Genomic DNA, 18,295 nt, shown 5'->3' on the forward strand with positions numbered 1-18,295 from the left:
GTGAGGCCTGTCGCGAAGCCTGATCTCGACGCCCGTGGTGGCGCGCGTTGTGCAGCGCGTGTTCTCTGGGGCGGGACGTTACTGCGCCGGAGGGGTTTTCGTCCCGTGCCGGGAGCGGGTCAGTGGGTAGCAGGCGAGCCCGATGAGCACGGCGGTGAAGTGGCCGACGTCGGTGAAGTCGGGGCCGGTGATGAGCGGGATGCCGTAGAAGACGACGACGGCGAAGAGGTACACGTACTGCCACGGCCGCGGGACGTGGTACGTGAGGACCGCGACGACACCCGCGAGTGCGTAACTGACGCCGATGTCGAGCGTGTTGGCGGCGGACTCCGGTACGTGTCCGTGCCGGATGGCCCAGGCCAGGATGCCTTCGCTGACGAGGCTGGCGAGGACATGGGCCACGATGGCGACGACGAGCCAGCGCAGGGTGCCCAGCCAGCGTTCGGCGGGGGCGTGGAAGACGGTGTAGAGGACGGCGTAGGGGAGCCACCGGCCGCTGTCGATCCAGAGGGCGCTGACGATCAGCACGCGTACGGGGTCGTGGGAGAGTTCGTGGATGTTGGTCGAGCGCTGACGCAGGAAGTCCTCCTCGAAGTCCGGGGACATCTGGTGCACGATGACGGTCGTGACGAAGAGCGCGGTCAGCCAGAGGTAGGTGCCCGGTGCGCTGCGCACCCATGAGCCGGCGCTGCGTATCCACGAGCCGGCAGAGGTGCGCGGCCGGGTGGGCGGGGCGGGGCTGCTCGGAGTCATATCCGATTGACGCACGGCTCTACGATCGTCTGCGTGATTGACATTCCGGACGGACTGATCGACACCCGGTCCAAGTACGACGGAGCGGCCGGGCGGGCCTTTCTGGCGGCGTTGCCCGGGCTGGCCGCCGAGTTCCTGGAGCGGTGGGGGCTGCGCCGGGACGGTGAGGCGTTCCACGGGATGTGCGCACTGGTGCTTCCGGTGGTGCGGGTGGCGGACGGTCGTCCGGCGGCGCTGAAGCTTCAGTCGGTGGACGAGGAGACCGTGGGGGAGCCGGTCGCGCTGCGGGTCTGGGGCGAGGCGGGCGCGGGGGCCGTGGAGCTGCTGGATCACGACGCGGCGACGGGGACGCTGTTGCTGGAGCGGCTGGACGGCCGCCGCTCGTTGACGGGGATGGCGGACGAGCGGGAGGCGGTGCTGATCCTGGCGGAGCTGCTGGCCCGGCTGTCGTCCGTACCGGCTCCGGCTCCGGCGGATCACGGGCTGCCGGGACCACCGGCCCCGCCAGGATCACCGGACCTGCGGGGGCTGCCTCCCCTGCGCGGGCTGGGGGAGATGGCGGAGCGGATGCTCCGGGAGGCGCCCGGGGCGGTGGCGGCGCTGGTGGACGAGGAGGAGCGGCGGCTGCTGGCGGACTGTGCGGCGGCGGTGCGGGAGGTCGCCGGGGAGCCGGGGGACCGGTTGCTGCACTGGGACCTGCATTACGGGAACGTACTGGCGGGGGGAGAGGGGCGCTGGGTGCCCATCGACCCGAAACCACTGGTCGGCGATCCGGGGTTCGAGCTGCTTCCGGCGCTGGTCAACAGGTTCGACGCGGCGGCGGTGCGGTGGCGGTTCGATGTGCTGACGCAGGCGTTGGGGCTGGACCGGGAGCGGGCGCGGGCCTGGACGCTGGGGCGGTTGCTGCAGAACGGTCTGTGGGACGTGTCGGACGGGCGGCGGCTGGATCCGGACCAGGCCGAGATCGCGCGGCAACTGCTGGGGGCGGGGTCGGCCGGTCACGGGCCGGTGCTTACGCTGCCCTCATGATTCGTACCGCGACCCCTGCCGATGTTCCCGTCATCCACGCCATGGTTCGTGAGCTGGCCGACTACGAGAAGGCCCTGCACGAGGTGAGGGCCACCGAGGAACAGCTGCACGAGGCGCTGTTCGGCGAGCGTCCCGCCGCGTACGCGCACATCGCGGAGTCGGACGACGACGGCGAGCCGGTCGGCTTCGCACTGTGGTTCCTGAACTTCTCCACGTGGCGCGGGGTGCACGGCATCTATCTGGAGGACCTGTACGTACGTCCGCAGCGGCGTGGCGGCGGACACGGGAAGGCTCTGCTGACGGAGCTGGCGCGGATCTGTGTGGAGCGGGGCTACGAGCGCCTGGAGTGGTCGGTGCTGAACTGGAACGCCCCGTCCATCGCGTTCTACGAGTCGTTGGGCGCACGGCCGCAGGACGAGTGGACGGTGTACCGGCTGACGGACGGGGCGTTGACGAAGCTCGGCGGACGGTAGGCCCTCACGGGGACGCGTCGGACACCCGGGACGGGACGGCGCGTGACGGACCCGCAGGTCCGCGGGCGACGGCCGGGCCGGGCGGCGCGCCCGGCCGCGGGAGGCCGCGCCAAAGGGTGCCGCCCGGCAGCGGGATGCCGGGCTACGGGATCAGGACCACCTTGCCCATCGTGCCCCGGGTCTCCAGGGCGCGGTGGGCGGCGGCCGCTTCGGCGAGCGGGAAGCGCTGGACGGCGGGGCGGAGCCGACCGGCGGCGGCTTCGGCGAGCGAGCGGGTTTCGAGGGCGCGCAGACCGCCCGCCTTCGACAGCATGACGGGGCCGAGCACGTTCTCGGAGGTGATGCCGCGTTCGGCGAGTTCTTCCTCGGTGAAGGTGAGCGGGGCTCCCTCGTGGAGTCCGGCGCCGGCCCAGCCGAACACGATGTGCTGCCCGCCCGCACCGAGGAGGTCGACGGCGGCCCGGCCGGTCGTCCCCCCGACGGAGTCGTAGACGACGTCGGCGCGGCGGCCGAGCCCGTCGAGGTGGGCGCGGACCTGCCGGTCCCAGTCGGGGAGCGTGTAGTCGACGGCGAGGTCCGCGCCGTTCGCCCGGACCGCGGCGACCTTGGCGGGGCCTCCGGCGAGGCCGACGACGGTGGCTCCGGCGTTCTTGGCGTACTGCACGATCAGGGTGCCGATGCCGCCCGCCGCTGCCGGGACCACGACGGTGGAGGCGGGGCCGAGTCCGGTGAACTGCAGGATGCCCAGGGCGGTGCGACCGGTGCCGATCATGGCGACGGCCGCGGCTTCGTCGAGGCCGTCCGGGATCGGGTGCAGCTTTTCGGCGTCGACGACGGTGAGTTCGGCGTAGCCACCCGGGACCATGCCGATATGCGCGACGACGCGTCGGCCGAGCCAGCCGGGATCGGTGCCCTCGCCGAGCGACTCGACCCGGCCGGCGACCTCGCGGCCGGGGATGGTCGGCAGCTCGGCGGGGGCCGGGAACGGGCCGCTCATGCCTTCGCGCAGAGCCGTGTCGAGAAGGTGTACGCCTGCCGCGGCCACGGCGACTCGGACCTGGCTGGGGCCTGGCACGGGGTCGTCGGTCCGCTCGTAGGAGAGGTTCTCGGCCGGGCCGAAGGTGTGGAGGCGGATGGCATGCACGGTGGACTCCCCGTGGTATCGGTCGCTGTGGGGCGGGCAGGTCCTGCGGGACCTGTGGAGCCACCCTCTGACCTCAAGTCCGCTTGAGGTCAAGCCCTGTCGCGGCGCCGCGGTCGTTCCGCTTCTTCCGCGGCCGGGAGGCGTTGTCAGTGGGGTGGGTGACGATGGGGGCATGGCACGCAGCAGCAGGAAGACGGACACCATCGCGACGGCACGGCGGCCGGAGGTGCGGCTGCCGCCGCTCGTTCCGTACGACGGGCAGGGTCTGGAGCCCGACGGGGACTACGACGGGGTGTGCTTCGAGGGGGCGGATCTGGCGGACGAGTCGGGGCCGGGCGCCCGGTTCATGGACTGTGCGCTGAACGGCTGCGCACTGGACCGCACGGAGCTGGTCAGGGCCCGCTTCATCGACTCGGTGCTGACGGGCGTGCGGGGTGTGGGCGCCGATCTCGCGGGGGCGTCGCTGCGGGATGTGGAGGTGGTGGACGCCCGGCTGGGCGGGGTGCAGCTGCACGGCGCGGTGCTGGAGCGGGTGCTGGTGCGCGGCGGGAAGATCGACTACCTGAATCTGCGGAAGGCGCGGCTCAAGGACGTGGTGTTCGAGGGCTGTGTGCTGTCCGAGCCGGATTTCGGGGGTGCGGAGCTGGTGCGGGTGGAGTTCCGCGACTGCGTGCTGAAGCGGGCGGACTTCAGTTCCGTACGGATGGAGGCGGTGGACCTGCGGACGGTCGCGGAGCTGGACATCGCGCGCGGGGTGGAGCGGCTGGCGGGTGCGGTGATCAGCCCGGCACAGCTGATGGAGCTGGCTCCGGCGTTCGCGGCGCAGATCGGGGTGCGGGTGGAGGCGTAAGGACCGTCCCGTGATTCCCGGCGGCCCGCAGGGGATCACGGGACAGCCCTCGGCGCCGGGCCGGGCGCCCGGATCAGACGCGGGGGAAGCGGGCCTGGAGGTCCCAGATCACCGGATTGTCGGCGAGACCTTCGTGCATGTCGGCGAGGTCGGCGATCAGATCGTGCAGGAAGTCGCGGGCCTCGCGGCGCAGCATCGAGTGGTTGAAGGTGAGCGGGGGCTCGTCGCCGGGCATCCAGTCCGCCTCGACGTCGACCCAGCCGAAGCGGCGTTCGAAGAGCATCCGATCGGACGACTCCGTGAAGTCCAGCTCCGCGAACTGCCGCCGGTGCGAGCGGTTGCCGCGCGGGTCCTGGTCGATCTGCTCGACGATGTCGCACAGCGCCCACGCGAAGTCGAGCACCGGCACCCATCCCCAGGCTGTGGACACCTCGCGGTCCGCCTTGGTGTCCGCGAGGTAGACGTCCCCGGAGAACAGGTCGTGCCGCAGGGCGTGGACGTCCGCGCGGCGGTAGTCGGTCTGCGGGGGATCGGGGAAGCGCCGGGAGAGGGAGTAGCCGATGTCGAGCACGGTTCGATGGTGTCATGCCCGAGCACGGGTCGACGTCGGGGCGGGTGGCCGGTCGATCGGCTGATGCCGATGCTGCGGCGGTCCTCGCCGGATCCACCGGGGCCGGTCCGGGCCCGACCCCGGTCGCGCGGTCCCGAGGAAGGCACGGCGCCGGGGCCGCGGCGGCCGACGACGGGTGGCCGTCACGGCCCTCCCGTCCGGGACCGGTCTACGGGAGCAGCCGCTGTTCCTTCGCCACGGCGACGGCGCCCGCGCGGGTGTCGACGCCGAGTTTGTCGTAGATGCGGCCCAGGTGGGTCTTCACCGTGGCCTCGCTGATGAACAGGGTGCGGGCGATGTCCCGGTTGCCCAGGCCCTGGGAGAGCTGGGCCAGGATGTCGAGTTCGCGGTCGGTGAGGCCGGGCCGGGGCTTGCGCATACGGGCCATGACCCGGCTGGCCACGGGCGGGGAGAGCGTGGTGCGACCCTGCGCGGCCGAGCGGATCGCGGCGAACAGTTCCTCCGGGCGCTCGGCCTTCAGCAGATAGCCGGTGGCGCCCGCCTCGATGGCGCGCGTGATGTCGGCGTCCGTGTCGTACGTGGTGAGGACCAGGACGTGGGCATCGGTGGCGGCGATGCGGCGGGTGGCCTCGACGCCGTCGATGCCCTCGCCGAGCTGGAGGTCCATCAGGACGACGTCCGGGGTGAGCTTGGCGGCCAGGGCGACGGCCTCCTCGCCGCTGCCGGCCTCACCGACGACCTCGATGTCCGGTTCGCTGCCGAGCAGCGCGAGCAGCCCGGCGCGTACGACGGCGTGGTCGTCGCAGAGCAGGATGCGTACGGGCGGCTTCGCGTTCATGCGGGGTCCTTCGGGGCGGGGGCGGGCGTGACGGGGTCCTCCGGGGCGGCGGGCGTGAGGGGGACGGCGGCGGACAGGACCGTGCCCTCGCCCGGTGCCGACTCGATCGTCAGTGTGCCGCCGAGCTGGTGCAGCCTGGCGCGCATCGCGGGCAGCCCGTGGCCGCGCACTCCGTCGCCGGGCCCGGAGCGCCCGGCGGGTGTGAAGCCCTGCCCGTTGTCGGCGATGTCCAGGACGATCCGGTCGTCGAGACGGGTCAGCGTCAGCGCGGCCTCCGTCGCGTGCGCGTGCTCCTTCACATTGGCCAGGGCGCCCTGCGCGATGCGCAGCAGAGCGGACTGCACCCGGTCGGGCGGTGCGGTGTGCTGCTCTCCCTCCACATGGCACCGGACGGTGAGCCGCCCCTGTGCCTGTGCCGTCTCGCGCGCGGCCAGTGCGTGCAACGCCGCCTCCAGGCCGCCGCCCTCCGCGAGATCGGCCGGGGCCAGGTCGTGGACGAAGCGGCGGGCCTCGGCGAGATTGCGTTCCGCGATGCCCGTAGCCGTACGGACATGGCGGCGGGCCGTCGCCGGATCTGCTTCCCAGGTGCGGTCGGCGGCCTGGAGCAGCATCTGCTGGCTGGACAGGCCCTGCGCGAGGGTGTCGTGAATCTCCATCGAGAGCCGCTGGCGTTCGGCGAGGGTTCCCTCGCGGCGCTCGGTGGCGGCCAGTTCGCGGCGGGTGCGCAGCAGGTCGTCGATCAGTTCGCGCTGCCGCACGGCCTGACGCTGCATATGGACGAAGACCGCTGTGGCGACGGCCGCCACCGCGGGCGGTGCGAGCACCAGGTTCGGGTCGAAACCCTCGGCCAGTCGCAGCTGCGCGGCGACGACGAACAGGGTGAGCAGGGCGACGAGCACGAGTGCGGCGCGCGGCGGAAGGATCCGCAGCCCGGTGTAGAACAGCGGGACCGCGCACCACGCGAAGCTCGGCGCGAGGACGACCAGCACCATCCACACGGCGACCAGCACCCCCAGCCACACCAGGCTGCGCGGCGTGGGACGCGAACCGAGCACAGGTCCGAGCACGTACAGCACGGCCAGCGCGACGCAGAGCGTGATGATCCACGGGGTGCGGCCCTCGCCGGGGTGCCGCAGCAGGAAGCGGGCGAGCGAGGCGCCGAGCAGCAGGAAGAACGCGGCGTGCATCAGGAGCGCGAGCCGGCGTGCTTCGGGGTCGCCGCTCCCGCCTGTTCCGGTGCCGTCGGCCCGTTCCGTGCCGGTGCCGTCGGTCTGTCCCGTGACCGAGCCGGGCGACGATCGGTTTCGGTGCCTCACCTTGCGCCCCCGCTCCTCACCGTCGTCATCGGCCCTGCTGACCTGCACAGACACATCCATGGTCACCCCGGACCGCCACCCCCGCATCAACCGATCGGCCGATGGGGCCGTCGGCCGTCCCGCGCGAGGCATCGAGCCGGTTCGTCGACCGTACGGCGTCCTGTGCGGCCGGAGGATCGATGACAGAGCGGAAGAAGCTCATCCACCGAACTGCTGCCGAAGGAACCCACCATGAAGAAGCTGTCGCCGCGTACCCGCGTCCTGACCGGTGCCGTCGCCGCCGTCGTCCTCGGCGCCGGGACCTTCGGTGCCATGTCCGCCAACGCCTCCACCCCGGCCGCCGCGCCCGCCGCCGCCGTCCAGGCCGACACCGCGAACCGTAACCTCCAGCAGACCACCCACCTGACCGTGGCCGCCGCCACCAAGGCCGCGCAGGCCACCCTCGACGCCGCGCAGAAGGAGAACCAGCGCGTCTCCGTCGCCGTCGTCGACCGCAACGGCAACACCATCGTGACGCTGCGCGGCGACGGCGCCGGCCCGCAGTCGTACGAGTCGGCCGTGAAGAAGGCGTACACCGCCGTCTCCTGGAACGCGCCCACCTCGGAGCTGGCCAAGCGCCTGCAGCAGGCCCCGACCCTCAAGGACATCCCCGGCACCCTGTTCCTCGCGGGCGGTGCCCCGGTGCAGGTCAAGGGTGCCCCGGTGGCGGCCATCGGCGTGGCCGGAGCCCCCAGCGGTGACCTCGACGAGAAGTTCGCGACGGTCGGCGTCGCAGCCCTCGCCAAGTAGGCCGAGCGGCCCGACGCGCGAGCGGGCCGGGCAGGCCCGTGGGACGGACGGGCCGGGCGAACGGGGTCCTGCGGCCCCCGCCCGGCCCGCGTCACTCCGGCCCCCGCCCCGCCCGGACCGCTTCCCCCACCCGGCTCACCCCCGCCCCGCCCCCGGCCGGTCCGCCGCGTCGGCGCCCCGCGTTCGGACGTCCCGTGCCCAAGGGCTGTCCCGTCATCCTCGGCGGGCGCGCGACGTCGGCTACGGCACCTCGCCGCGTTGTCGGAACGTCCGCATACATCCGGTATGCGGACGCCCCTCCGCCTTGCGATGCACCGCATCCGACGCCGCGCGCTGATCCACCAGGGATGACGGGACGGCCCTTAGGATCACGTGTGTGGATCACCGAACACCGGTTCGTCGTGCGGCACGCAACGCCGTTCTCGCCTTGCTGGTTCTGACGACCTCGACCGGTTGCGCCGGAGGTGTCGAAGGCACCCCCGGCGCGGCCGGTCTGCACGACCCGTACTTCCCGAAGCTCGGCAACGGCGGTTACGACGTCACGCACTACGACCTCGCCCTCGACGTCGACGCGCCCGCCCGTCGGCTGCGCGGCACCGCGACCATCACCGCGCGCGCCACCCAGGACCTCAGCGCCTTCAACCTGGACCTCGTCGGACTCACTGTGCAGTCCGCGACCGTCGAGGGCCGCCCGGCGGCGGTCAACCGGGCCGGCCACGAGCTGACGCTGCGCCCGGACGCCGACGTCGAGAGCCACCTCCGCAAGGGCAGGACGTTCCGTACCGTCGTCCGCTACTCCGGCACCCCGCAGACCATCACCGACCCGGACAAGTCGAAGGAGGGGTGGCTGAGGACGGCGGACGGGGCGGTCGCGCTCGGTGAACCGACCGGGTCCATGGCCTGGTTCCCCGGCAACAACCACCCGAGCGACAAGGCGTCGTACGACATCACCGTCACCGTCGCCAAGGGGCTGACGGCCGTCTCCAACGGCGAGCTGGCGTCCCGCGCGACCTCCGGCGGCACCACCACGTACCACTGGCACGTCGCCGAACCGATGGCGAGCTATCTCGCGACGGTCGCCATCGGCCGGTTCGACATGAAGTCGTCGACCACCCCGGACGGCATCAAGGTGTTCACCGCCGCGGACACCAAGGTGGCGGCGGACAGCGCGCGGGTGCTCGCCCGTGTGCCCGAGGTCGTGAAATGGGAGGCGGAACGTTTCGGCCCGTACCCCTTCTCCGCCACGGGCGCGATCGTCGGGCGTTCCGGGGACGCCGGATACGCGCTGGAGACCCAGAACCGGCCGTACTTCCCGGGCCCGCCGGGCACCGGGCTGCTCGTCCACGAGATGGCCCACCAGTGGTTCGGGAACTCCGTCACGCCCGAGAGCTGGCGGGACATGTGGCTCAACGAGGGCTTCGCGACGTACGCGGAGTGGATGTGGGAGGCCGACAAGGAGAACAACCCGGTCCAGGGCCGGTTCGACGCCGCCTTCGAGGACGACGACAACTGGGCCTTTCCGCCCGCCGATCCGCCGACGGCCGCGGACATCTCGCAGGCGCCGGTGTACGGGCGCGGGGCGATGGTCATCCACAAGATCCGGCAGGCCGTGCACGACGACAAGAGGTTCTTCGCGCTCGTCAAGGGCTGGACGAGGGCCCACCGGCACGGCAACGCGTCCACCGCCGACTTCACCGCCTACGTGGAGAGGACGACCGGCAAGGATCTGACGAAGCTGTGGAACACCTGGCTGTACGGCAGGAGCCGGCCCGCCTCGGAGGGCTGACCGGCTCCCGTGCACGACCTGTGGTGCTACTTCACGTTGACGCCGCTCCAGGCGGCGTCGACGGCCGCGAGTTCGGTGCTGCCCGCCCCGTACAGGTCGGTCGCCGCCTTCTCGGTCGCCGTGCGGGCGGCCGCGTAGTCGGTGGTCGACGTCATGTACTCGGAGAGGGCCTTGTACCAGATCTGGACGGCCTTGTCCCGGCCGATGCCGGTGACCGTGGAGCCGTCGACGGTCGGGGAGTCGTAGTCGACGCCGTTGATCGTCTTCGCGCCGCTGCCCTCGGACAGCAGGTAGAAGAAGTGGTTGGCGACGCCGGAGGAGTAGTGCACGTCGAGGTCGCCGACGCTGCTGTCCCAGTAGTCCGCGGAGCCGCCGTCCTTGCTCGGCTTGTCCATGTAGCGCAGCGGGGTGCCGTCGCCGTTGATGTCGATCTTCTCGCCGATGAGGTAGTCGCCGACGTCCGTGCTGTTGTCGGCGGAGAACTCCACCGCGGTGCCGAGGATGTCGCTGGTCGCCTCGTTGAGTCCGCCGGACTCGCCGACGTAGTCGAGGTTGGCGGTGGACGCGGTCAGGCCGTGGCTCATCTCGTGGCCCGCGACGTCGAGAGCGGTGAGGGCGCTCTTGTTGTCGGCGCCGTCGCCGTACGTCATGCAGAAGCAGCTGTCGTCCCAGAAGGCGTTGACGTACGCGTCGCCGTAGTGGACCCGCGAGTACGCGGCCTTGCCGTCACCGGCGATGCCGTCGCGGCCGAACGCCGACTTGTAGAAGTCCCAGGTCTTCGCCGCGCCGTAGGCGGCGTCGACGGCGGCGGTCTGGCGGTCGTTGCCGGTGCCGTCGCCCCAGGTGTCGTCGTCGTCCGTGACGAGGGAGCCGGTGCCGCTCTCGCCCTGGTTGAGGTCGTACGTCTTGTGGCCGCCCCGGTCGCTGTCGGTCAGCTCGAAGCCGGAGCCGGTCTTGGTGGTCGTCAGATCGACCTGGCCGCTGTACTGGCTGTTGCCGATGCCGGTCTCGATCGCCTCGAAGCTCTGGAGCTTCTTGCCGGTGGTCGCGTCGGTGATGGTGTGCAGCCTGCTGGGCGTGCCGTCCTTCTGCACCCCGGTCCTCACCGTCTCGAGGGCGAGGACGGGCTTGCCGTCGCCCGCCCAGATCACCTTGCGGGCGGCGGCCGCGGTCTTGATCTTCGCCGTCGTCGACGGCACGGATATCCGGGCCTTGGTCGCCTTGGTGACGCCCTTGAGCTTGCCGCCGCGGGCGGTGTGGGTGACGAGGTCGCCGCCGATGACCGGGAGTCCGGCATAGGTGCGCTCGTAGCGGGTGTGGACCGTACCGTCGGCGTCCTTGATCACGTCACGGACGATCAGCTTCTCCTTGCTGCCGAGACCGAGGGAGTCGGCGGTCGAAGAGGCGTCGGTCTGGGCGGACTTGATGGCGGCGGTGCGCTGCGAGGCGCTGTTCGCGCCGAAGGGGACGGCGCTGCGAGTGGCGGAGGGACCGTCGGTGCCGTTGTCCGGGGCGGCGTTCGCCGATCCGGTCTGGACGCCGACGACGACCATCGCGGCCACGGCGGCCAGGGCTGCGGCGCGACGGGTGTTCATGTGGGGGGTCATGTGTTCTCCGTTGCTCGTTCCGTGGGGGGTTACGAGCGGAGAGCGTGCCACCGAATCACCCGGATTGACGGTGCACTAACAAATGCCTCACATTTTTTTGACCACTTCTTGTCCGAATGGGGTGCGCTTGTGTTCGCTATTCGGCGGAATCCAGGGGTAGTTGTGCAACATCGCGCAGACGCACGGGAGCCCCCGGCCGCATGGGACGCGGCCGGGGGCCCCGGTGTGTACGGATCTACCGACTGCGGGACGTCAGAGGTTGACGCCGAAGTCCTGGGCGATGCCGCGCAGGCCCGAGGCGTAACCCTGGCCGACCGCGCGGAACTTCCACTCCGCGCCGTTGCGGTAGAGCTCGCCGAAGACCATGGCGGTCTCGGTGGCGGCGTCCTCGCTCAGGTCGTAACGGGCGATCTCCGTGCCGCCGGCCTGGTTGACGATGCGGATGAAGGCGTTGCGCACCTGGCCGAAGTTCTGGCTGCGCGTCTCGGCGTCGTAGATCGAGACCGGGAAGACGATCTTGTCGACCTCGGCCGGCAGGCCCGCCAGGTTGACGTTGATCTGCTCGTCGTCGCCCTCGCCCTGGCCCGTGACGTTGTCACCGGTGTGGACGATGGTCTGGTCCGGCGTCGACTTGTTGTTGAAGAAGACGAAGTGGCCGTCGGAGACGACCTTGCCGCCGGCGTCCACGGCGATCGCCGAGGCGTCGAGGTCGAAGTCGGTGCCGGTGGTGGTGCGGACGTCCCAGCCGAGGCCGACCGTGACGGCGGTCAGGCCCGGGGCCTCCTTGGTGAGCGAGACGTTGCCGCCCTTGGACAGGCTTACAGCCATGGGAAGTCCCTTTCATCGTCGAGTGCGGGCTTCATGCCATCGAGAAGCTACCGTCACAGGTCATAACGCGGACAAGGGACCGGGAGGTTCCTTCTCTCTTTGCTTTCTTTACCGAAGTCCCCCGGTCGGCCCGACGCCCCGCCCGGTCCGTACGGCCCGACGCCCTTGCCCGTGCGGTACGGGCCGTACGGCAAAAGAAGGTGACGAACGCCCCGTGGGCCGGGGAACATGGGTGTCATGTCCGGGCCCTATGTCATCCGCGGTTCGGTCTCCCTGCCGGAGGCCGAGCTCATGTGGCGTTTCTCGCGGTCCTCCGGGCCCGGCGGGCAGCACGTCAACACCAGCGACTCCCAGGTGGAGCTCCGCTTCGACCTCGCGGCGACCGAATCGCTTCCCGAGGTGTGGAAGGAGCGGGCGCTCCAGCGTCTGGAGAACAGGCTGGTGGACGGAGTGATCGCGGTACGGGCGTCCGAACACCGCTCCCAATGGCGCAACCGCGAGACGGCGCTCGTGCGGCTCGCCTCCCTGCTGGCCGAGGCCACGGCGCCGCCCCCCAGGCCGCGCCGCAAGACCAGGATTCCGCGCGGTATCAACGAACGCCGGCTGCGCGAGAAGAAGCAGCGCGGCGAGACGAAGCGCGGGCGCTCCGGTCGCGACTGGTGACGCCCCGCGACCGGCCGCGCGGCGGTCGCGGGAGACTCACGACCTGGTGCACCACAGAAAGTGGATCGTCACCCCAACTGCCGGTACCGCCCCCGGAAGTACGTCAACGGCGCCCCGTCGCCGCTGGGCAGGTCCGCGCTCAGCACCCGGCCGATCACCAGCGTGTGGTCGCCCGCCAGGACCCGTTGCTCGGTCCGGCACTCCAGCGTGGCCAGCGCACCGCCGACCAGGGGCGCGCGGGAGGCCTCCCCCCTCGTGAAGGGGATGTCCTCGAACAGCAGCCGGTCACTGATCCGGCCCTTCATGGCGAACCGTCCGGCGATGTGCCGCTGGCTCTCGGCGAGCACGGAGACCGCCCACAGCGGCTGCTCCGCCAGCAGATCGTCCATCCGTGAGCCGTTGCGCAGACTGACCATGACCAGCGGCGGGTCCAGCGACACCGACATGAAGGCGGTCGCCGTCATCCCGACGTCCTCGCCGCGTCCGTTCTCGTCCAGGGGCGGCTCCTCGGCGGTGATCAGCACCACTCCGGCGGCCAGCCGGGCGAGGGCGCCACGGAACTCATCGTTGCTCACCCCCTCAGCATGGGGGATGGGCTCGGAACGCGGGGCGGGGGATTTCGTCTGCAACACACCCGGCACGCTAGCCGCGCCCGCCGTCCCGTCGCATCGGACCAGGGGACCAGGCCGGTCCTAGGACCCCGGTCACGGCCGCGGCGGCCGGTACTGCAACGCCCGGATTTGCGTTCAAGAAAAGGACGGACCGCAGTCGCCCGGCACGCAGGCCCCTTCACCATCTGTTGTGACTTGAGTCACAGAGTGCAATATTTGCTGACCCTGTGTACCGGCTGCACAGCTCACTGTGATTCAGTGGCCGTGACACTGCAGTAAGTACGTCGATATGAAACCTGGAGTGCTGTCGAGGTCTCGGGGAGTGCGAGCAATGGAGGCCGAGTCGGAGCCATACGTCCGTCTTGCGACGCTGCGGCAGCTGCACCAGGCCGTCGCCGATCTCAATACGGCGCGGAGCCTGGCCGACACACTGCAGACCGTGGCCGACGGAATCGTCGCCGGTCTCGGCTACGAGCTGGCCTGCGTGAACCTGGTCCGCGCCGACGGCGATCTCGTCGTCGCCGCCTTCGCGGGCAACAGCGCGGCGGAAGCCCTCATCACCGGCCGCGTCGGCTCGCGCAGCTCCTGGGAGCGCAGGCTTTCGATGGGTGAGGAGTGGGACGAGCTCCGCTTCATACCCCACACCGACGGCTGGGTCCTCCTCGACGACGACGTACCGCAGTGGCACACCGACGGGCCCGATCCCCGTTTCGAGGACGAGTGGCACCCCCAGGACCGCCTCTACGCCCCGATGTACGCGTCCGGCGGCGGCGCCGATCTGCTGGGTGTCATCTCCGTCGACCGCCCCCGCAACGGCCGCCGCCCCGGAGCCTGGGGCCGTGAGGCCCTCCAGATGTACGCGTCGCAGGCGGCCATTGCGATCAGCAACGCCCGGCTGAGAGCAAACATGCAGCGCGCCCTGGTCCGTCTGGAGCGGGAGCAGCAGGCCCTGCGCGCCAGCGAGGAGTCCTTCCGCCAGGCCTTCGAGTACGCACCCAGCGGCATGGCCATCGCGGAGATGGGCGGCGACCAGCACGGCCGGCTGCTGCGCGCCAACGACGCCCTGTGCCGGCTGCTCGGCCGCCCGGCGTCCGTGCTGCGCCGCTACTCCTTCGCCGACCTCGTCCACCCCGAGGACATCGGCACCCTGCTGCGCACCTCCGCCGAGGGCGGGCGAGCCGAGCTGCGGCTCGGCCGGCGGGACGGCACCTACCTCTGGGTGTCGCTGCGCAACTCGGTCGTGGCCGACACGACGGACGGCCCGCGCTTCCTGCTCACCCACGTCGAGGACATAGAGGAGCGCAAGCGCCACGAGCTGCATCTCGCGCACCGTGCCTCGCACGACGCGCTCACCGGTCTGCCCAACAGCGCCGAACTGCGCTCGCGGCTCGGTTCCCGGCTCTGCGAGCGCCCGCACTCGGTGGCCACCACCGCGGTCGAGGCGCTGGACGCCGCATATGCCGACGCCGACGATCCGGACGCGCGGACGCACGGCTACGACGTGGACGCGGCGCCCGGCGGGCCGTACGACCACCATGTGCATTCCGTCGCACCCGACACCGAGAACGACGACGGGGCGAAGGGCCTCGCGGTCCTCTTCTGCGACCTCGACGGCTTCAAGTCGATCAACGACCGCTTCGGCCACCACACGGGTGACGCCGTGCTGATCGAGGTCGCCCGACGCCTGACCACCTGTGTCCGCGACGGCGACACCGTCGCCCGGCTCGGAGGTGACGAATTCGTCGTGCTCGCCGACGGGCTCGGCGCCGCGGACGCCGCGGACCTGGCCGTACGCCTCCGCAACGCCATCATTCCGCCCATCCGGGTCGACGGGCGGGCGGTGCGCGTCGGGGCGAGCTTCGGCATCGGCTGGGCCGCCTGCGGCATGACGGCCGAAGAGGTGCTGCGCTCCGCGGACCAGCGGATGTACGTGGAGAAGCGGTCCAGGGCGAAGGTTCACCGCAGGGCCGGCTGATGTTCAGGGCCGTGCCTTTCCCGCACACCGCGGGGATTGCGTGGCGCAAGACGGCAATTCTTGGTGCGGGCCGTTCGGGGTAGGCTCGGCCGGTCGGCCACGGCTGGCAATTTTCGGCGACGGCTGGCGACATGGTGAGGAGTGACCCAGGGATGACGGCCGGGAACAACGGCGCAAACAAGCCCGAGGACGACGATCCGTTCGGCTACCTGTACGAGGACGGACAGGCAGCGGGCGCCCAGCCGCCGAGGCAGGGCGGCTACGGCTACCCTCCGGCGGCTCCGCAGCCCGGTGTGCCCCGGACCTCGTACAACCAGGTGCGGACCGTCGGCGAGCGCCAGTACGGGCAGCAGGTGCCGCACCAGCAGGCGTACGGCCAGCCGAACGCGCAGTACGCGGCCCCGGAGACGTACCCCGGCGCCCCCACCACGCAGGTCCAGCAGCAGGGCGGCCGCGGCCGCACCGGCGGCCCCGGCATGGGCGGCCCGAACACCAAGGGCCTGCTGATCGGCGCGGTCGCGGTGGTCCTGGTCGTCCTCATCGGTATCGGTGCCGCGCTGATCACGGGCAACGACAAGGACAAGAAGAAGGAGGAGGCCACCTCCTCCGCAGGTCCCGGCAGTCAGGTGCAGGAGTCCCCGAAGCCCCAGACGTCCGCGAGCTCCGAGGCCCCGGCCGAGCTGCCCAAGCAGGACGCGGCGACGCTGAAGCTCGGCGGCTCGGCCCAGCTGGACAACACGACCCCGGGAGCCAAGAGCGCCAACGGCCAGTACATCAACCTCAATGAGGTCGGCCGGTCGGCGACCTGGTCGTTCGAGGTGCCGGAGGCCGGTCCGTACACGCTGTTCGTGACGTACGGCGTGCCGGGCAAGGACGCCAAGACGTCCCTCACGGTCAATTCCGAGGCCCCCCGCGAAATCAGGATGAACAACTTCGCGGAGGCGCCGGAGGGCGATCTGTCGAAGGGCTGGACGACGACGTTCGCCTGGATGCAGCTCAGCAAGGGATCGAACACGGTCATGATCTCCTGCAACGAGGGTGACCAGTGCGACGCCAACCTGGACCAGCTGTCGCTGAAGGCCGGCCACGTGAAGCGCTGACCGTCCCCGGACGCACTGCGGCCCCCTCGCCTTCGGGCGAGGGGGCCGGTTCGTTTCCCGACGCGCCGGCTCAGCCCATCAGGGCCAGGAACCCCGCCACCGTCGCGGCCATCGCCTCGCGCCCCGGCGCGATGTACTTGCGCGGGTCGACGCCCGTGGTGTTCTCGGCCAGGTAGGCGCGCACCGCGCCGGTGAACGCCGTGTTCAGTGCCGTGCCCACGTTGATCTTGACCATGCCGGAGGAGGCCACGGCCTGGCGGATCTCGTCGTCCGGGACGCCGCTGGAGCCGTGCAGCACCAGCGGGACCGGGACGGCGTCGCGGAGCCGGCCGATCAGGGCGTGGTCCAGGGCGGCGGTGCGCTCGGTCATGGCGTGCGAGGAGCCGACCGCGACGGCCAGCGCGTCCACTCCGGTGTCGCGGACGTACGCGGCGGCCTCGGCCGGGTCGGTGCGGACGCCGGGGGCGTGGGCGTCGAGTGGGGCCTCGCCCTCCTTGCCACCGACCTTGCCGAGCTCGGCCTCGATCCAGATGCCGCGCTCGTGCCCCCAGGCCACCGCCTCGGCCGTGGCGCGCACGTTCTCCTCGTACGGCAGCTTGGAGGCGTCGAACATGACCGAGCCGAACCCCTCGGTGTGCGCCTGGTGCAGCAGCTCCACGGACTCGACGTGGTCGAGGTGGAGCGCGAGGGGGACGGCGGAGGCGCGGGCGACGGCGGCGGCCGCGGCGGCGACGGCGGAGAGCCGGCCGCCGTGGAACTTCACGGCGTTCTCGGAGATCTGCAGGATGGCGGGGGCTCCGGCGCGCTCGGCGCCGGCCGCGATGGCCTCCGCGTGCTCCAGCGTGATGACATTGAAGGCGGCGATTCCGCGTCCCTCGGCCTGTGCGGCGGAGACGAGTTCACCGGTGCTGACGAGCGGCATGCTGACCTCTTGCTACTTCTTCGGACCCGCGCTCGGGCGGGTCCGGTACGGGCGCGGCCTCAGGCCGCCGTTGCGTGTTCCTCGACGCCGACGCGCGGCAGCAGCTCCTCGTACGCCGCGCGGTCGAAGTCCCCGGCCGTCGGGGAGAGCACGGTCGCCGTCGACAGTGCCACCGCCCGCCGCAGCCGGTCCGGCCAGCTCAGCCCCTCGACGAGGCCGGACAGCAGCCCGGCCACCGCGGAGTCGCCCGCACCGGTCGGGTTGCCCCGGACCTTGGCGGGCGGGGACGCCTGCCAGACGCCGTCGGGGGTGACCGCCAGCATGCCGTCCGGGCCCAGGGACGCGACGACGCCGTGCGCACCGCGGCGGCGGGCGTCGCGGGTGGCGCGCAGCGGTTCGCGGGAGCCGGTGAGCTGGGCGAGCTCGTCGGCGTTGGGCTTGATCAGGTCGGGGCGGGCGGCGATACCGCGGCGCAGCGGTTCCCCACTGGTGTCCAGGAGGACGGGGACGTTCGCCGCACGGGCCAGGCGGACCAGTTCGGCGTAGGCACCGACGTGTATGCCGGGCGGCAGGCTGCCGCAGAGGGCGACGGCGTCGGCGCCGGTGAGGAGCTCCTCGTACCGGTCGAGGAGTGCGGCCCATTCGTCGGCGCTGACGAGCGGGCCGGGTTCGTTGAGCTGGGTGGTGTCGCCGGTGGCCCGGTCGACGACGGCGATCGTGCGGCGGGTGTTCCCGGCGACGGCGACGAGGGCGTCGGTGATCGGTGCGGCGGCCGGCGCGGTGCCGTCGGCGGACGTCGGATCCGTGTCCCGTGGCGACGGTGCGGCCAGCAGCTCGCGCAGTACGGCTCCGGTGGTGCCTCCGGCGAATCCGGTGACCACCGTGTCGTGGCCGAGGGCGGAGAGCACCCGTGCCACGTTGAGGCCCTTGCCGCCGGGGCGCTCGGACATGTCGCTGACGCGGTGGCTGGCGTGCGGGACGAGTTCCGGGACGCCGTACGTCAGGTCGAGTGCCGTATTCAGTGTGACCGTGAGGATCAC

The 18,295-nt window shown here is 71.6% G+C and carries 18 protein-coding genes; 8 read left to right on the forward strand and 10 right to left on the reverse strand.

The annotated features are described in order from the left end of the window. Positions 1 to 78: 78 nt before the first annotated feature. A complete protein-coding gene (locus ACIRP2_RS07270; RefSeq protein WP_404249367.1) occupies positions 79 to 753 on the reverse strand; it encodes a rhomboid-like protein in 675 nt (224 codons plus the stop codon). A 24-nt stretch (positions 754 to 777) separates the two neighbouring features. On the opposite strand from ACIRP2_RS07270, the gene ACIRP2_RS07275 reads away from it, so the two are divergent. Beyond that, positions 778 to 1,782 (forward strand): aminoglycoside phosphotransferase family protein, encoded by a 1,005-nt coding sequence (locus ACIRP2_RS07275; protein WP_404249369.1) that lies wholly within the window; start codon positions 778 to 780, stop codon positions 1,780 to 1,782. Further along, on the forward strand, positions 1,779 to 2,255 hold the full coding sequence (locus ACIRP2_RS07280; protein WP_404247454.1) for a GNAT family N-acetyltransferase: 477 nt from the start codon (positions 1,779 to 1,781) through the stop codon (positions 2,253 to 2,255). Before ACIRP2_RS07275 ends, ACIRP2_RS07280 begins: the two co-directional genes overlap by 4 nt. 142 nt (positions 2,256 to 2,397) lie before the next feature. Here ACIRP2_RS07280 and ACIRP2_RS07285 read toward each other — a convergent pair whose 3' ends face one another. Further along, the gene (locus tag ACIRP2_RS07285) at positions 2,398 to 3,399 is read right to left on the reverse strand and encodes a zinc-binding dehydrogenase (protein ID WP_404247456.1); all 1,002 of its coding nucleotides are present in this window, start codon (positions 3,397 to 3,399) and stop codon (positions 2,398 to 2,400) included. A 172-nt stretch (positions 3,400 to 3,571) separates the two neighbouring features. Here ACIRP2_RS07285 and ACIRP2_RS07290 point away from each other — a divergent pair, with 172 nt between their 5' ends. Further along, positions 3,572 to 4,249, forward strand: a complete 678-nt coding sequence (locus ACIRP2_RS07290; protein ID WP_404247458.1) for a pentapeptide repeat-containing protein — start codon at positions 3,572 to 3,574, stop codon at positions 4,247 to 4,249. Positions 4,250 to 4,322: 73 nt separating this feature from the next. Here ACIRP2_RS07290 and ACIRP2_RS07295 read toward each other — a convergent pair whose 3' ends face one another. From ACIRP2_RS07295 to ACIRP2_RS07305, 3 genes are all read right to left on the reverse strand, one after another. After that, a complete protein-coding gene (locus ACIRP2_RS07295; protein ID WP_404247460.1) occupies positions 4,323 to 4,820 on the reverse strand; it encodes a hypothetical protein in 498 nt (165 codons plus the stop codon). Positions 4,821 to 5,028: 208 nt separating this feature from the next. Next, complete coding sequence (locus ACIRP2_RS07300) at positions 5,029 to 5,658, reverse strand: response regulator (RefSeq protein WP_404247462.1); 630 nt, start codon at positions 5,656 to 5,658, stop codon at positions 5,029 to 5,031. Then, positions 5,655 to 7,034 carry a sensor histidine kinase gene (locus ACIRP2_RS07305; protein WP_404247464.1) on the reverse strand — a complete coding sequence of 460 codons (1,380 nt, stop codon included), beginning with the start codon at positions 7,032 to 7,034 and terminating at the stop codon, positions 5,655 to 5,657. The genes ACIRP2_RS07300 and ACIRP2_RS07305 overlap by 4 nt, the downstream gene beginning before the upstream one ends. Before the next feature lie 171 nt (positions 7,035 to 7,205). On the opposite strand from ACIRP2_RS07305, the gene ACIRP2_RS07310 reads away from it, so the two are divergent. Then, positions 7,206 to 7,763: a heme-binding protein gene (locus ACIRP2_RS07310; RefSeq protein WP_404247466.1), complete on the forward strand. Its 558-nt coding sequence runs from the start codon at positions 7,206 to 7,208 to the stop codon at positions 7,761 to 7,763. 376 nt (positions 7,764 to 8,139) lie between these two features. After that, positions 8,140 to 9,549 (forward strand): M1 family metallopeptidase, encoded by a 1,410-nt coding sequence (locus tag ACIRP2_RS07315; RefSeq protein ID WP_404247468.1) that lies wholly within the window; start codon positions 8,140 to 8,142, stop codon positions 9,547 to 9,549. 26 nt (positions 9,550 to 9,575) lie between these two features. Here the strand turns inward: ACIRP2_RS07315 and ACIRP2_RS07320 are convergent, their stop codons facing one another. After that, positions 9,576 to 11,156: a M4 family metallopeptidase gene (locus tag ACIRP2_RS07320; RefSeq protein WP_404247470.1), complete on the reverse strand. Its 1,581-nt coding sequence runs from the start codon at positions 11,154 to 11,156 to the stop codon at positions 9,576 to 9,578. 252 nt (positions 11,157 to 11,408) lie between these two features. After that, positions 11,409 to 11,984 (reverse strand): TerD family protein, encoded by a 576-nt coding sequence (locus ACIRP2_RS07325; RefSeq protein WP_376219050.1) that lies wholly within the window; start codon positions 11,982 to 11,984, stop codon positions 11,409 to 11,411. Between the two features lie 228 nt (positions 11,985 to 12,212). On the opposite strand from ACIRP2_RS07325, the gene arfB reads away from it, so the two are divergent. Next, on the forward strand, positions 12,213 to 12,647 hold the full coding sequence (arfB, locus tag ACIRP2_RS07330; protein ID WP_351075259.1) for an alternative ribosome rescue aminoacyl-tRNA hydrolase ArfB: 435 nt from the start codon (positions 12,213 to 12,215) through the stop codon (positions 12,645 to 12,647). Between the two features lie 68 nt (positions 12,648 to 12,715). On the opposite strand, the gene ACIRP2_RS07335 is transcribed toward arfB, so the two are convergent. After that, the gene (locus ACIRP2_RS07335) at positions 12,716 to 13,222 is read right to left on the reverse strand and encodes a flavin reductase family protein (protein ID WP_404247473.1); all 507 of its coding nucleotides are present in this window, start codon (positions 13,220 to 13,222) and stop codon (positions 12,716 to 12,718) included. 367 nt (positions 13,223 to 13,589) lie between these two features. On the opposite strand from ACIRP2_RS07335, the gene cdgB reads away from it, so the two are divergent. Next, positions 13,590 to 15,233 (forward strand): diguanylate cyclase CdgB, encoded by a 1,644-nt coding sequence (gene cdgB, locus ACIRP2_RS07340; RefSeq protein WP_404247475.1) that lies wholly within the window; start codon positions 13,590 to 13,592, stop codon positions 15,231 to 15,233. Positions 15,234 to 15,385: 152 nt separating this feature from the next. Further along, positions 15,386 to 16,333, forward strand: coding sequence for a carbohydrate-binding protein (locus ACIRP2_RS07345; RefSeq protein WP_404247477.1), 948 nt, complete (start codon positions 15,386 to 15,388; stop codon positions 16,331 to 16,333). Positions 16,334 to 16,403: 70 nt separating this feature from the next. Here the strand turns inward: ACIRP2_RS07345 and ACIRP2_RS07350 are convergent, their stop codons facing one another. Both ACIRP2_RS07350 and ACIRP2_RS07355 read right to left on the reverse strand, forming a co-directional pair. Then, positions 16,404 to 17,255, reverse strand: coding sequence for a ketose-bisphosphate aldolase (locus ACIRP2_RS07350; protein WP_404247479.1), 852 nt, complete (start codon positions 17,253 to 17,255; stop codon positions 16,404 to 16,406). Positions 17,256 to 17,314: 59 nt separating this feature from the next. Next, on the reverse strand, positions 17,315 to 18,295 hold the full coding sequence (locus ACIRP2_RS07355; protein ID WP_404247481.1) for a 1-phosphofructokinase family hexose kinase: 981 nt from the start codon (positions 18,293 to 18,295) through the stop codon (positions 17,315 to 17,317).

It is taken from the genome of Streptomyces sp. NPDC101194 (genome assembly GCF_044767885.1).
Lineage (GTDB): Bacteria > Actinomycetota > Actinomycetes > Streptomycetales > Streptomycetaceae > Streptomyces.